We start from the raw sequence: 13,970 nt of genomic DNA on the forward strand, positions 1-13,970 counted from the left end.
TTATTTAACCTTTACATCTTTGTATTTTGTTTTAGAGGGATCTTTTTGGCCGTTAAAAAAGACCGTCGGTGTACCGGCCACCATCATTGATTGTGCAATATTTTGATCCATATCAAACTGTTTTACCACCGAAGGACGTTTAATATCGGCAAGGGAAATTTTGGTTTTGAACGTACGGTTAAAGGCATCAAGAATTTTTTGATCGTCTTTTTCATTGGCATTAACATCCACTTTGTACAATCCGATCACAGCATTGTCCGTGCCGTTTTGTTCGGCAGCAATTGCCGCTTTGGTCAATGTCGCTGCAGCAGGATGGAGTCCTGTAAGAGGAAAATGGTAATAATAAACTGCAAATATTTGCGGATATTTACTCATATAATCCAAAGCTTCCGGTACAAATTTACGGCAAAAGGGGCACAACGGATCGGAAAAAATCGCTACTTTATTTTTGGCTTCGCTACTGCCGCTGATAAGGTTGGCTTTTGTGTAAAACGCCGTATTAAAATCAGGAGCAACCGTATCATTTAGACGACTACCCGTTTTAAGATTAACAAGCTCCGGTGCAATAATATCACCGTTTACGAAGTACGTTCCGTTTTGAATGATATGACGGCTATCGGAGCCTTGTTTTACATCGGCATTGATACTCACAAAATACGCTTGCCACCCGTTCATTCCGGGAAGTGCTTTTTTTCCATTTACTTCAATTTGCAAATTAGAGACATTAGGATTGCTTCCGATCCCTTTTTTTAAAAATGCGACTATATCTGCATCACTCGCCGCTATAAGGCTAGCGGAGAGTAGGAGTATCGTCGATAATTTCGGCATCAATGACATAATCTTCCTTTGGTTGGTTTGGTTTTTGATATTTTCTCGAAAAACGGTTAATCAACAGTTTTGAGATAAGGGTGAATTGCATCAAAAGGCCAAGAATATCGCCTAAAAATCCCGGCAATATCAGTAAAATAGCACCGAAAAGTCCCATGAGATTTCGTTGAGTAAATCCATCCATATCGATCTGACGCATTTGTAAAGCTTGAATATTTTCACTTAAAGTATGGCGGAAATTGAGTAAAATTACAATCCCCAATACCGCACTCGCAATAATCTCGATAAATGTTGCAACTCCACCGATCCGCGAAGCAATATCGGTAGTGACCATAACCTCTAAAAAAAGGTAGATCAAGAAATAGATCATCGAAGCAATTCCTCGATTTTTTCCATTACGTTCGCCGCATCGACGGTAATCATCTCGCGTGTAGCACGAATCATAATTTGCACAGAACCGTTTTCAAGCTCTTTTCCAACGATTACCGTAAACGGGAATCCGATCAGTTCTGCATCCGACATTTTAAATCCGAAACGCTCTTTACGATCATCCAATATCACTTCAACTCCGCGAGATTGAAGTGTAGTATACAACTCTTCCGCATACGCCATATGGGCTTCTTCTTTGATATTAGAGACCATAACATTGACCAAATACGGAGCGGTTGCATGGGTCCAGATACACCCTTTTTCATCATGGTGCTGCTCGATGACCGCTGCTACTAGGCGGCTGACTCCCATCCCGTAGGTTCCCATAATGAAAGGCTGGGATCGTCCATTCTCATCCAAATACTCCGCTTTGAGCGGTGCGGAATAGACGGTACCGAGTTTAAAAATATGCCCGACTTCGATCCCCTTAGTATGTTCCATCTTGCCGCTGCAATGAGGACATCCATCCCCCTCTTGCACCGTTACCAAATCCGCAAATACGGCTTCGTTCATCACACTTAAATCAACACCGACGAAATGGTAATCTACTTCATTCGCACCACAGATCATCGCGGTTGCATTACGGGTATCATTGTCCATAACAAAACGGATTTTATCCTGATCGAGCGGTCCCATAAAGCCCGGTACCAAACCGATTTCAATAAGTTCCGCTTCGCTGATATCGACCAAATCGATTGCGCCGACACTGTTTCGCGCTTTGACCTCTTGAAGCTCATCGCATCCGCGAATAAAGAAACAAACCGGCTCGCTCCCCTCGGTATAAACGGCGCGCATAACCACCGCTTTGAGGGTATAGTACGGATCGACATGGAAAAAGTTGCTCAAATCATCAATCGATTTGATATTGGGGGTTTTGAAACGGGCAAAATCGGCTTGCGGCGCTTCAGGGATTAGAGTGCGCGGTGCACGGCGTGCCGCTTCGACATTGGCACCGTATTCGCAGGTATCACACACGGCCAAAGTATCTTCACCGCTCTCAGCCAATACCATCAGCTCTTTTGAACCTGTACCGCCGATTGCTCCGCTGTCTGCCTCTACAATACGAAATGTCAATCCAAGACGCTCTAAAATTCGTTTGTATGCCGCTTCCATTGCATCAAATTCGCGATCCAAATCTTCCGTGGAAGAGTGGAAACTGTATCCGTCTTTCATTACAAACTCACGCGCTCGCATCAATCCGAATCTCGGACGCGCTTCGTCACGAAATTTGGTTTTGACCTGATAGACGTTGAGAGGAAGCTGCTTGTAACTGGTAATGCGGTTACGGACGATACTGACCATCATCTCTTCATGGGTAGGCCCAAGGACGAAAAGGTTGTCTTTGCGGTCACGGAAACGGAGAAGCTCTTTACCGAATTTTTCGATACGCCCGCTCTCCTGCCACAGCTCTGCCGGAGTAACAAAGCTCAAATCGACTTCGAGAGCACCGCATATCGCCATCTCTTCATTAATAATGTTCTCAATTTTACGAAGAACCCGTTTTCCTAACGGCAAGAAATTATAAAGACCGCTCGCCACCTGTGCCACAAATCCTGCTCGTGAGAGGTAGATATGGCTCGGAAGTTGAGCATCTTTAGGTGACTCTTTAGTAGTAGGTATATAGGCTCTTGAAAAACGCATTATTGTCCTTTTGGGTAATATTTACAGCTGGTTTGGCTCATCTCTTCGCCCTCATCTTGTTCCATTAAAAAACTCATTGCTTCGATCAATGCATCCACTCGCATCGAATCGGAACCGTCACGCATCCGGCTTGCAAAAGGGTGCAAGAACCGTTTCAATGCCTGTTCGGTCGCTTTTTGCACCGCATATTCATACTCTTTCGGAATAAAACCGTGTTCGATAACCCGTGCCGATTCTTTGTGCGCAGAGTGATAGGCGCGGGTATAAAGGTTTTTGATCAACGGTTCAATCGTAAGCGTTTTAAGCCACTCGAAAAATCCGATCGTATGGCGGCTGACGATCACATACGAGAGTTTAGCTTCATCTTCACGCAGTGCAATATTTTCACTTACAATCTCTTTGAGATCATCCACATAAAACAAATCGATTCCCCATACACTCGGATCACACTCGATATCGCGAGGAACCGCCATATCAAACCAAACCCGATTAGATTCAAACGGACGGATCATCTCATCGGTAATAATCGGATGGATCGATCCGGTAGAGGTAAATAACAGCTCGTTTTCATTGATGGCATAGGCAATCTCTTCAAACGATCGTACCCGCGCATTACACTCAGATGCAATCACCTCGGCTTTGGCAAAAGTACGGTTCATTACCGTAACATCCACCCCTTGTGCCACCAGATGTTTACAGGTAATCACCGACATCTCACCTGAACCTATAACCAATGCCCGTTTACCGCTCAGATCACCTAATCTCTCTTTGACCTTGGCCACGGCGACACTTGCAACCGATACCGGTTTGGAAGAGATATTGGTTGCGTTACGAACCTCTGCGGCACATTTAAACGCATAGCTCATTGCACGGGAAAGCTTTTGCATCGAAAAACCGTGATCCTGTGAGAGTTTAAACGCATCTTTAAGCTGTCCGGCGATCTGCGTCTCACCCACCACCATCGAATCGAGCGAACTCGCAACGCTGAAAAGATGGTGGATACACCCTTGATCGTCAAATACATCGGCACGGGTATGAAGTTCTTCGTGACTTAACCCCGAACGTTTCGTCAATAAGGCAAAAATAGCGTCTCTCGCCCCTTCCGTATCATTGCAGCTGCAAAAAATCTCAACACGGTTGCAGGTGGAAAGGATCATCACCTCACTGATGTATGCCGTTTTCCACAACTCCTCCATCGCACTCAACTGCCGTGTTTCATCCACAAAAGCGAGTTTCTCTCGGATAGCGAGGGTGGAATTTTTATGTGAAAAGCTGACGATTAGATAGTGCATTAATGACTTCTTTGAATAACGGACTCAATAATGGCGCGCAACGCGACATCATCTCCGATCGCACCGATTGCTTCATCACACAAAACACGGGCATGTTTGTATGAGTGTTCAATAATACTGTTTTCATCCATTTTAGTACGAATCCACACCTTCTCTTCTGTACTCAAGACTTTGGCATGATTGTTAAGGAGCCGCTTTTGCTGCTCATGATCCAATCGCTCATACAGGTCGATATACGGCAAGGTAACTTTTCCTTCAGAAAAATCGTTAAGCGAAGGTTTGCCGAGCGTCGCTTCATCCGCCGTAATATCCAAAATATCATCAACGATCTGAAAGGCCAATCCGAGATTTTTGCCGTACGTTGCATAGGCATCCGCATCTTTTCCGGCCAAAATTGCCGCACTGTAGGCACACGATTCGATTAAGGTTGCGGTTTTGAGATAAAGCATTTTGAGATACAGGTCTCGATCGGTATTAAAGGCATTTGCCATTTCAACGTCCATCATCTCTCCTACGGAGAGTTTGGTCACCGATTCGGCGATAGCGCGTGAGATAAGAGGATCAAACGAGGTAAGCTCACTAAACGCTTTTGAGTAGAGGATATCGCCGAGCATAATCGCCATTTTACTGCCGTGCGTCGCATTGACCGATTCGACTCCGCGACGAACCATCGCTTCATCGATAACGTCATCGTGCAACAGACTCGCCGCATGGATCAGCTCAACAATCGCCCCGAGCAAAGGTGCGGTAGGCGCTTCAGGGGCAATGGTAAGAATAAGACGCGCCCGAAGACGTTTACCGCCGGAAAGTTTTGCGAAAAGTTTGCTTGCATTCGCATATCCGACCTCATCGACCAATTGCGCTATTATGGCTTCTACCCGTTCCAACATACCCTACTTTATTCTATTTTTCTGTCGTCTTCGTCAAATAATCCAATTTGACCCGATTCTCTTTATCAAACAGCAGTAAATCAAACTGAGCGGTTTGATTTTCCTCGTCAAACTTTTTAAACACAACAAGCGCATACGGGACATCCCGCTCACTTTTATTTGCCGACAAAAAACGTTTGCTGAAACTTTGACTCGTCCCCTCAAGCATATGCTGACCGACAATCCGATCAAAACTCTCATGTACCACCAATGCTTTATCGGTGTAAAGGGTCCATCGAAAATTAAATAACCGCTCTTGCCCTGTGCTTTTGACCATAATCTTGGCCAATTCATCTTTTTTGAGGAGAAAGGTTTTACTTTCACGCCAAGGAGCAGAGTACGATGCCACTGCCATCATCAGCAAAAAAAGTAAACCCTTTTGCACGACTATACTACTCGTTTCGGCTTAAAACGTTTCCGACCGATATAATATAAAGATTTTTAGCCATCATATCGACATCATCCGCACGTTCAAACTCATATTGACGCACTTTTTGATCGATACCCTCTTCGCCGTATTGTTCATGAAGCAGCAATTCCATAACCGCCATACGCTCCATCAAACGGGCGAGTTCATTATGAACTAAATCACGATTGGCATTAAAAACGATATCCAAAAACTTGCTTTTCGGCGAACCTTGGAAAATATCATCTTCGTCTTCAAACAAATTATACATCGTATCTCCAAAGTATCAATTTAAGTCGGCGATTATACCATCTGAATTCTTAGGTGCATAAAAAAAGGAGATACAGAGTAAAAATAAAAGAATAGGATTAATCTAGTAGCTCTTATATGCATAGAATTTAAATGTATATTTTATTTTTAAAGAAAAGGAAATTAAAGAAATAATTTAAAACAGGGTGTCCAAAACCTTATGTTTATAGCGAAGTGATTCTACTTTGGCTCGGATCAATCGATTTTCTTCCAGAAGGGAATCATGTTCATGAGTCAAAGTAGAAATTTCACGGCTTTTGAAGTAGATTTGGGTGTTGATGAAGATTTTAGGGAACACGACAATAAGGACCAAAAATATTCCTACGAAGACATTGCGTAAGAACAATGGCCCCATCGTCTCATCAGGGTTGATGATCGAATGGGTCTCCTCTAAAATATCGTGCTTTTCGCTCATCGGTTTATCTCAAATATTCGTAATTTTGCGCTTCGGCTTCGGGGATTGGCTCGAAGCTCATCCTCTTGTGCCGACAACGGCTTTTTGGTGATCACTTTTCCGATCGAATGGTTGTTCCCGCAGGTGCATCGCATCGCCTCATCGGGACAGATACAGTTTTTTGCCCATGCGCTGAAACGCTGTTTGACGATCCGGTCTTCGAGGGAGTGAAACGTAATAATCGCTACTCTCATACGAGAGATTTCAGACTCCTCCACCGCATCCAACAACCGCTCCAACTCTCCCAGTTCATCATTCACTTCGATCCGTATCGCCTGCATCACGAGGGTGGAGGGATGGATCTTTTTACCCTTGGGCATAAGATGAAAAATTGCATTGGAAAGTTCCTTCGCCGAGGCAAAGGGACGACGCGAAACAATTGTTTCAGCCACTTTACGCGAATTGGTCACTTCACCGTACTCTCGCAAAATCCGTTCCAACTCACTCTGCGAATAGGTATTGACGACCTCGCTGGCACTGAGCGGCGCATCGGGATTCATCCGCATATCGAGACAATCACTCTCATACGAAAATCCACGTTCGCGTTGATCGAGTTGCAAGGATGAAACACCTATATCGGCCAAAATACCGCAAATTTCTCCCCCCTTTTCTCCCATAACCGCTTTGGCCACTTCGGAAAAACGGCCGCGTCGTATCTCCACACGATGACCAAAAAGTTCAAGCCGCTTGGTAGAAAAGGCAATCGCGGTAGGATCTTGATCGATACCGATCAGCTTGAGAGAGGGGTTGTTTTCGAGCAGCAAAGAGGTATGACCGCCGTACCCCATCGTGCAGTCGATAACACTCCCCTTGTCACACGGGGAAAATGCTTCGATCACTTCACGATACAGAACAGGAATATGAGGAATCTCTTGCACGCTTTGCAGCCCTTTAAAAAAATTGCATTATGGTATCATCTGCTCACTAACAACTCGTTTAAATCACTTTTAGTGCCGACTCGATAGCATCAAAAACTTCGCCCAACTGTTCAGCTGTAATGACATACGGTGGCATTACATAAATGACACTCCCCAGAGGACGGATCATTACCCCCCTCGTTAAACAGTGCTGATGAATCTTTAGCCCTATACGCTCTTGAGGCTCAAACCCCTCTAATTCTATGGCACCGATCATACCGCATTGACGTATCTCTTTAACCCGTTTCATTCCCGAAAAGCGTTTTAAATGTTCCCCCATCAATGCGCTTATAACACGGTTATTCTCTATCACGTTATCCTTTTCAAAAATATCAAGAGTTGCGTTGGCAGCGGCACAAGCGAGTGCATTTCCGGTATAACTGTGTGAGTGTAAGAAAGAACGAGCCGGATCATAATCGCAGTAAAACGAGTTATAAATTTCTTCGGTAGCCAGTACAACCGAGAGGGGTAAATATCCCCCTGTCAACCCTTTGGAGAGGATCAAAAAATCGGGGGTGATATCGGCTTGTTCGCACGCGAACATACTTCCCGTCCGTCCAAATCCGACCAGAATTTCATCGGCGATAAAATGGATTCCAAACTCTTTGCACAGCGCTTTGGCTTCACGCAAAAACAGCGGATGATACATTCGCATTCCCCCTGCCCCTTGTAAAAGCGGTTCGACGATTAAGGCCGCAATTTCATCGCTTCTTGTTTCCAAAAGAGTTCTGAATGCTTTTGCCGCTTCCCAAGCCGCCTCTTCGGATTGATCTTCAGGTGAGGGAGTTTGGATAGCGCGAATGAGCAGCGGCTCATAGGTCTCTTTATAAAGAGCCACATCTCCGATCGATAATGCCCCTAACGTCTCACCATGATAACTCTCACTGAGAGAGACGAACAGGGGTTTCTCTCGTCCACTGTTTTTATGGGAGTGGTAAGACATTTTCAATGCCACTTCGATAGCGCTCGAACCGTTATCGGCATAAAAACAGCGTGTTAGCCCCTTGGGTGCCAAGCCAACCAGTCGCTCAGAGAGACGCACCACACTCTCATGGGTAAATCCGGCCAATATGACGTGCTCTAACGTATCGAGTTGCTCTTTGACTTTCGTATTGATATACGCATTGCAATGACCGAACAAATTTACCCACCAGCTGCTGATCGCATCAATGTAACTATTCCCCTCAAAATCTTCCAGATAAACTCCGTTTCCGCGTCGAATCGGAACAAGGGGAATCGTCTCATGATCTTTCATTTGAGTACACGGGTGCCATACAACGTTCAAATCTCGTCTCGACATCTCGAAATTATTCATATAAACCTCACCATTCGAGTTATTATTGTGATAACATATGTTAGCGAAACACTTTTTCATCCAAGTTTAATGGTAAACCTAATAAAATATCTGAATTTTACACTACTAAAGGCGTCTTAATGATTACTTGGATGCAACGCCATCGAAAATACCTTGTCATAACCATCTGGATATCGACCATTGCTTTTATCGGAGCTGGGTTTATGGGATGGGGACAATACAGTTACGGCGACAAAGCCGGAGCCGTCGCAAAAGTCGGGGATGTATCTATTACCTCCGGTGAACTGCAAGAAACGTACGGTGCCCTTTTCCAACAATACAATCAACTTTTCCAAGGGAAATTTGACGAAAAGCAGGCCAAACAATTTGGCCTTCAGCGTCAAGCCCTGCGCCAGCTTGTAAACCAAGCGCTCGTTCTTAACCTTGCAAAAAGTTATGGCCTTATCGTAACGGATGATGAGCTTCTCCGCACAATCAGCTCACAAGCAATGTTTGCAAAGAACGGCGGATTTGACAAAACACTGTATGAAGAGTTGCTCAAAAGCAACCATAAAACCAAAAAAGAGTACGAAGCCAATCTTCGACGTGAATTGCTGATTCAAAAAACTCTTTACCTCCTCACCTCTGGCAATCGATCCTTGGAAACCAAAACCCTTAGCAGTGCTATGGGTATTGCTGATAAACTAAACTATAAAATTCTCTCACCCAATATGATTGCATTGAGTGCTGATGAAACAGCTCTTAAAGGGTATTGGGAAAAGAACAAAAAAGAGTTTAAGACCGAACCGAGCTATACCCTCTCTATCGTTCGTCAATCACCGGTTAGTGTTAACCCAAGTGAAAAAGAGATCAGCGATTATTATGCAGCCAACCACCAACTCCTAAAAAGTCCCGAGGGAAAACTGCTTGATCTTGCACAAGCACGCGGAATGATCATAACTGCCCTCAATGATGCGGCGACTGAGAAAGAGGCTTTACGTCTTTATATCGATTTCAAAAAAGGTGCTCTCAAATCAGATGTTACGGTTCAGAAGCAAACTCTTAGTGCATCAAACTCGCCGTTTGATCCGTCTATCACCAAAGAGATCAGCGCACTTAGTACCCAAAAGCCTTTTTTGAAACCGCGTAAAGTCGGAAACGAGTACATTGTCGTTAAACTCGATTCGTACAATCCATCCGTCATTAAAACATTTGAAGAAGCCAAACAAGAAGTGAACGGACTTTATCTTGCAGAAGCGAAAAAAGCCAAACTTCAAGAGTTAGCTCAAAACAGTTATAAAACATTTCAAGGAAATACAACCGACTTTATAACCCACACGGATGCGGCTAAATTAAGCGGTTTGAGCACTACTGAGGCCTCAGAATTTCTAACAAAACTCTTCGCTTCCAAACAAAAACAAGGTTTTGTTACTCTTGAGAGCGGAAATGTTATTCTTTATAACGTTTTGGAACAAAAGTTGCTTCAAGACACCAAAGTAGCTGATGAAACTACCGTAGCGAAGCTCAAAGGAAACTTGTTGGACGGGGGGCTTATAAAAGCACTTGAGAGCAAGTATCCAGTTGAAATCTATGTAGAGGGGATTTGATTTTGAAACGAACGGTTTTAGCCATCGATATAGGTTCGACTAAGGTATGTGCGATTATTGCCGAAATCGATACCGATAACAGTGCCCAAATTATCGGAGCCGGTATCTCCAAAGCACAGGGGCTTCGGAAAGGGAGTATCACCAATATTGAGCTGGCAAGCAAGTCAATTAAAAGCGCTCTCAATGATGCAAAACGGGTGGCAGGAACAGAACTGAGAAGTGCAATAGTCTCTATCTCCGGTGCCTATACAAAAAGTTTAAATTCTAGCGGCATCGTCAATATTCCTAATAAAGAAATTACCCTCAAAGAGATTAACCGCGTTATGCACACGTCGTTGTACAATGCCAATATCCCGAATGAATTTGAAGTCTTACACGCCCTTCCGTATAACTTCAAAGTAGATGACCAAGATTTCATTGAAGATCCGCTTGGGATGAATGCGTCACGTCTTGAAGTGGAAACCCATATTATCACTACCCAAAAGTCAAATCTCAATAATTTGCGCAAAGCCGTTAAAGCTGCCGGTGTAGAAGTAGAGAGCGTTGTCCTTAGCGGATACGCTTCGGCGATTGCCGTACTGAATAATGATGAAAAAGAGCTCGGTGCCGCTGTCGTCGATATGGGTGGAAACACGAGCAACATCGTTATCCACTCCGGTCATGCCATTCGCTACAACGACTTTTTAGGTGTCGGTTCAAATCACATCACCAACGATCTCTCTATGGCATTGCACACCCCTTTGCACACGGCTGACAATGTTAAAATGACGTATGGTTCACTCTATGCACCCAGCAATGATCTCATTGAGCTTCCGGTCATCGGAGATGAAAATGCTACCCATGAAGTCTCTCTTGAAGTGGTGCACAATGTCATTTATGCACGCGTCGAAGAGACGCTCATGATTATTGCCCAATCATTAGAAAAAAGCGGTCTTAAAGATCATTTGGGAGCGGGTGTTGTTCTTACCGGCGGTTTTACCAAGATCGAAGGATTGCGTGAACTTGCGGTTGCTATCTTAGACAACATGCCGGTACGTCTTGCAAAACCGACCGATATGGGGGGCTTGTTTGATACCCTCAGAGATCCTTCATACTCCGGTGCGGTAGGATTGATCAAATACTCTGCGGGCGGATATACTCCGTACGAAATCGATGTCAATAAACGTATGCGCTATGCCAGCGAAGAGCCGCTTGCGCATCACGCCCATCCAGTCTATGAAGAGGTGCCTGAATTTGAGCCTACCGTTCCTACTCCTCCCCCTGCGGTCGAACCGATCAAGGAAGAGAAGAAAACGGAAGCTCAAAAGATGGTCAATATCGGGTCTAACAAACCTGTTCAAACCGAACAACCAAACCCAATTTCCAAGTTTTGGAATTGGGCAACTCAACTTTTTTAATCACGTCAAGGAGCAAGCATGGAACCATTTTCAATTGAAGAATCAACATCACTAACAGGGGCACGGATTGTAGCAGTCGGTGTCGGCGGCGGCGGCGGAAACATGATCGGCTATATGCTTAAGGAAGCCATTCCTGGAATTGAACTTATCATCGCGAATACCGATGCTCAGGTTTTGGAACAAGGTTCAGCAGCCACTAAAATCCAATTGGGTGCAAAGTTGACCAAAGGGTTGGGTGCGGGGATGAAGCCTGAAGTGGGTAAAGAATCGGCATTAGAGAGCTATGAAGACCTTGCTCGTGCATTAGAAGGTGCGGATATCGTATTCGTAGCTGCAGGTCTTGGCGGCGGTACCGGTACAGGTGCAGCTCCGATTATTGCTAAAATTGCAAAAGAAGTGGGAGCACTTACGATTGCCGTTGTCACCAAACCGTTCTCGTTTGAGGGGAAAAAGCGTCTTAAACTTGCCGAAGACGGTCTCAATGAACTTAAAAATGAATCGGATTGTATCGTTGTGATTCCAAACGATAAATTGCTCTCTATCATTGATCCGAAACTGGGGATCAAAGAGAGTTTCAAAATCGTTGACAGCGTACTTGCTCGCGCCGTTAGCGGTACATCAGGTGTTATTCTTGCCAGTGGTGATAATGACATCAACCTTGACTTCGCCGACTTACAAACCGTTATGAGCCACCGTGGATTGGCTCTTATGGGTGTGGGCGAATACAAAGGGGAGAATGCAGCGTACGAAGCGATCAAAAATGCGATCGAATCTCCGCTCCTTGACAATATGTCGGTTAACGGCGCACTCGGTGTATTGGTACACTTCAGCATGCACCCTGAGTTTCCGTTTATGGAACTTTCTGCCGCTATGGATGTTGTACACAACAGTGTTGATGAATCCGCGGATGTTATCTTCGGTACGACCACTGATGAAACATTACCAAAAGATTTTATCCGTATAACTCTTGTTGCAACCGGTTTTGAGAAAAAAGCGGCAATGGGGATCAATAACCATGAATTTGAAAACAAAGAGGTTATTGCCGCAGCAGCCGAAAAACCGCGTGTGGTTGCTCGACCTGCGGTTCAAAGGGTTGCAAACGGCGACTATACCGAAGATTTCTTAGACGTACCGACGTTTATGCGTCAACAAAGAGATTAATTCTTCCTCTTCCATGCTTACTTTTGACAAGCTCATAAAGGCCAAAACGCTCCTTGGCCTGAGCGACAAAGTCACCCTCTCCGATATTAAATCCCGCTACAAAACTATGATGCAACAATGGCATCCCGATAAGCATCCTGATGATCCCAAAACGGCTCACGCCATGAGTACCCAAATTAATGAAGCTTATGCAATATTGCTCGAATATTGTTCCGCTTATGAATACAATCTGGAAGAGTCTTTCTTGCAAGAAAAAACCCTCACCCCGCAAGAGTGGTGGGCGAAGAAGTTTGGGGGGAGATAGGAGAGTTTTAGCTCTTCTACACTTTTTTGCTTTTATGTTATACTTTCTTTGTAATTGATACAAAGGAATCCTTTCCGTCTGATTAACGGATAGGTGAGTGGGCGGTGGCTTTAGGGTCATCGCCCTTTTTTTTTGTCTATACGGCAAGGTTGGGGCGGGTGGGAACTCACCCAAAGGGAAACCTTTGTTATCAATTTACATAGTGATTTTTTTAGTGCTGATGGTGTTCGTACCCGCTCTGTACTAATCAAAAACGAAGGGCTTAATCACCCCTTCGGATCGCTATGGTATCTTCTCTTTTTGCCCACAAAATGGTAGGATACCAACATATACGTTTATTCCAACTGCCTAAACCGCACCTAGGCGTAAAACGGTCAAAGTGAAGATTGAATACCTAACACCTATTTTTCCTATTTTTTGGTTTGCTAGCTACTATTAGTGTCGCCTCATGTTCGCAAGCATTTTTTCATTAACTTTAATTCTAGTATTGAGTTGCTTTTCAGACAGATTCCTTTTACGTATGGTATTAAAAGAAAAATCATATTCCCATTTATTAATCCATCCTTTATCATATGCGTGTTGAATGGCTTCTGAATTTAATGATTTTTGTTTGTCTTTTCTAACACGCTTTACTGCTTGAAATATTAAATCAGATGGAAGACTTATGAATTTTTTAACACAACAATTTCCTACAGTGGCAAGTTGTCCATTTAATTTATTTTTGAGAATACAGATTTCCATTATTGGAAAATGTCCACAAAGACATCTCTCTGGCTCTTCAGCTTCGTATATTTGATAGAGATTCCATTCGAGTTTTGCCTCATCCCAAATCTTCAATTGAGAGCGATTGATGATCTCTGTAGTAAGACTGTACTCAGACATGGAAACTCCTTTCAGCTAACTATTTATTCAACGAACATTATATATTTCAGAGCTTGGATTTAACTAAATAAACGAACACCAAATCTGTTACTTTGCTAAAAGACAATAGTTAAACATAGT

At 44.0% G+C, this 13,970-nt stretch carries 15 protein-coding genes; 4 read left to right on the plus strand and 11 right to left on the minus strand.

What is annotated here, in order from left to right; all coding sequences use genetic code 11:
- The 10 genes from WC407_RS02265 to WC407_RS02310 all read right to left on the minus strand — a co-directional run bounded on the left by WC407_RS02265 (position 1) and on the right by WC407_RS02310 (position 8,520).
- Positions 1-837 (minus strand): DsbA family protein, encoded by an 837-nt coding sequence (locus WC407_RS02265; protein WP_373020795.1) that lies wholly within the window; start codon positions 835-837, stop codon positions 1-3.
- Complete coding sequence (locus tag WC407_RS02270) at positions 791-1,198, minus strand: FxsA family protein (RefSeq protein WP_373020797.1); 408 nt, start codon at positions 1,196-1,198, stop codon at positions 791-793. The genes WC407_RS02265 and WC407_RS02270 overlap by 47 nt, the downstream gene beginning before the upstream one ends.
- Positions 1,195-2,898, minus strand: coding sequence for a proline--tRNA ligase (locus WC407_RS02275; protein ID WP_373020799.1), 1,704 nt, complete (start codon positions 2,896-2,898; stop codon positions 1,195-1,197). Before WC407_RS02275 ends, WC407_RS02270 begins: the two co-directional genes overlap by 4 nt.
- Entirely contained in the window at positions 2,898-4,190 is a 1,293-nt protein-coding gene (gene hemA, locus WC407_RS02280; RefSeq protein WP_373020801.1) for a glutamyl-tRNA reductase, read from the minus strand. The genes WC407_RS02275 and hemA overlap by 1 nt, the downstream gene beginning before the upstream one ends.
- Positions 4,190-5,080, minus strand: a complete 891-nt coding sequence (locus WC407_RS02285; RefSeq protein WP_373020803.1) for a polyprenyl synthetase family protein — start codon at positions 5,078-5,080, stop codon at positions 4,190-4,192. Before WC407_RS02285 ends, hemA begins: the two co-directional genes overlap by 1 nt.
- A gap of 13 nt (positions 5,081-5,093) precedes the next feature.
- The gene (locus WC407_RS02290) at positions 5,094-5,504 is read right to left on the minus strand and encodes a hypothetical protein (RefSeq protein WP_373020805.1); all 411 of its coding nucleotides are present in this window, start codon (positions 5,502-5,504) and stop codon (positions 5,094-5,096) included.
- A 7-nt stretch (positions 5,505-5,511) separates the two neighbouring features.
- Positions 5,512-5,796 (minus strand): DUF2018 family protein, encoded by a 285-nt coding sequence (locus tag WC407_RS02295; protein WP_373020811.1) that lies wholly within the window; start codon positions 5,794-5,796, stop codon positions 5,512-5,514.
- A 174-nt stretch (positions 5,797-5,970) separates the two neighbouring features.
- Positions 5,971-6,249, minus strand: coding sequence for a hypothetical protein (locus WC407_RS02300; protein ID WP_373020813.1), 279 nt, complete (start codon positions 6,247-6,249; stop codon positions 5,971-5,973).
- Positions 6,246-7,166 (minus strand): 16S rRNA (cytosine(1402)-N(4))-methyltransferase RsmH, encoded by a 921-nt coding sequence (gene rsmH / locus WC407_RS02305; protein WP_373020815.1) that lies wholly within the window; start codon positions 7,164-7,166, stop codon positions 6,246-6,248. Before rsmH ends, WC407_RS02300 begins: the two co-directional genes overlap by 4 nt.
- A gap of 58 nt (positions 7,167-7,224) precedes the next feature.
- The gene (locus WC407_RS02310) at positions 7,225-8,520 is read right to left on the minus strand and encodes an adenosylmethionine--8-amino-7-oxononanoate transaminase (protein WP_373020817.1); all 1,296 of its coding nucleotides are present in this window, start codon (positions 8,518-8,520) and stop codon (positions 7,225-7,227) included.
- A gap of 119 nt (positions 8,521-8,639) precedes the next feature.
- On the opposite strand from WC407_RS02310, the gene WC407_RS02315 reads away from it, so the two are divergent.
- Genes WC407_RS02315 through WC407_RS02330 form a run of 4 tightly spaced genes read left to right on the plus strand, consistent with a single transcriptional unit; the run spans position 8,640 to position 12,968 of the window.
- Positions 8,640-10,106, plus strand: a complete 1,467-nt coding sequence (locus tag WC407_RS02315; protein WP_373020819.1) for a SurA N-terminal domain-containing protein — start codon at positions 8,640-8,642, stop codon at positions 10,104-10,106.
- A 2-nt stretch (positions 10,107-10,108) separates the two neighbouring features.
- Positions 10,109-11,503, plus strand: coding sequence for a cell division protein FtsA (gene ftsA, locus WC407_RS02320; RefSeq protein WP_373020824.1), 1,395 nt, complete (start codon positions 10,109-10,111; stop codon positions 11,501-11,503).
- A gap of 18 nt (positions 11,504-11,521) precedes the next feature.
- Positions 11,522-12,664, plus strand: coding sequence for a cell division protein FtsZ (ftsZ, locus tag WC407_RS02325; RefSeq protein WP_373020826.1), 1,143 nt, complete (start codon positions 11,522-11,524; stop codon positions 12,662-12,664).
- Between the two features lie 13 nt (positions 12,665-12,677).
- The gene (locus WC407_RS02330; protein WP_373020828.1) at positions 12,678-12,968 is read left to right on the plus strand and encodes a J domain-containing protein; all 291 of its coding nucleotides are present in this window, start codon (positions 12,678-12,680) and stop codon (positions 12,966-12,968) included.
- Between the two features lie 435 nt (positions 12,969-13,403).
- On the opposite strand, the gene WC407_RS02335 is transcribed toward WC407_RS02330, so the two are convergent.
- Positions 13,404-13,850, minus strand: a complete 447-nt coding sequence (locus WC407_RS02335; RefSeq protein ID WP_373020830.1) for a hypothetical protein — start codon at positions 13,848-13,850, stop codon at positions 13,404-13,406.
- Positions 13,851-13,970: the final 120 nt, after the last annotated feature.

It is taken from the genome of Sulfuricurvum sp., from assembly GCF_041651515.1.
Lineage (GTDB): Bacteria > Campylobacterota > Campylobacteria > Campylobacterales > Sulfurimonadaceae > Sulfuricurvum.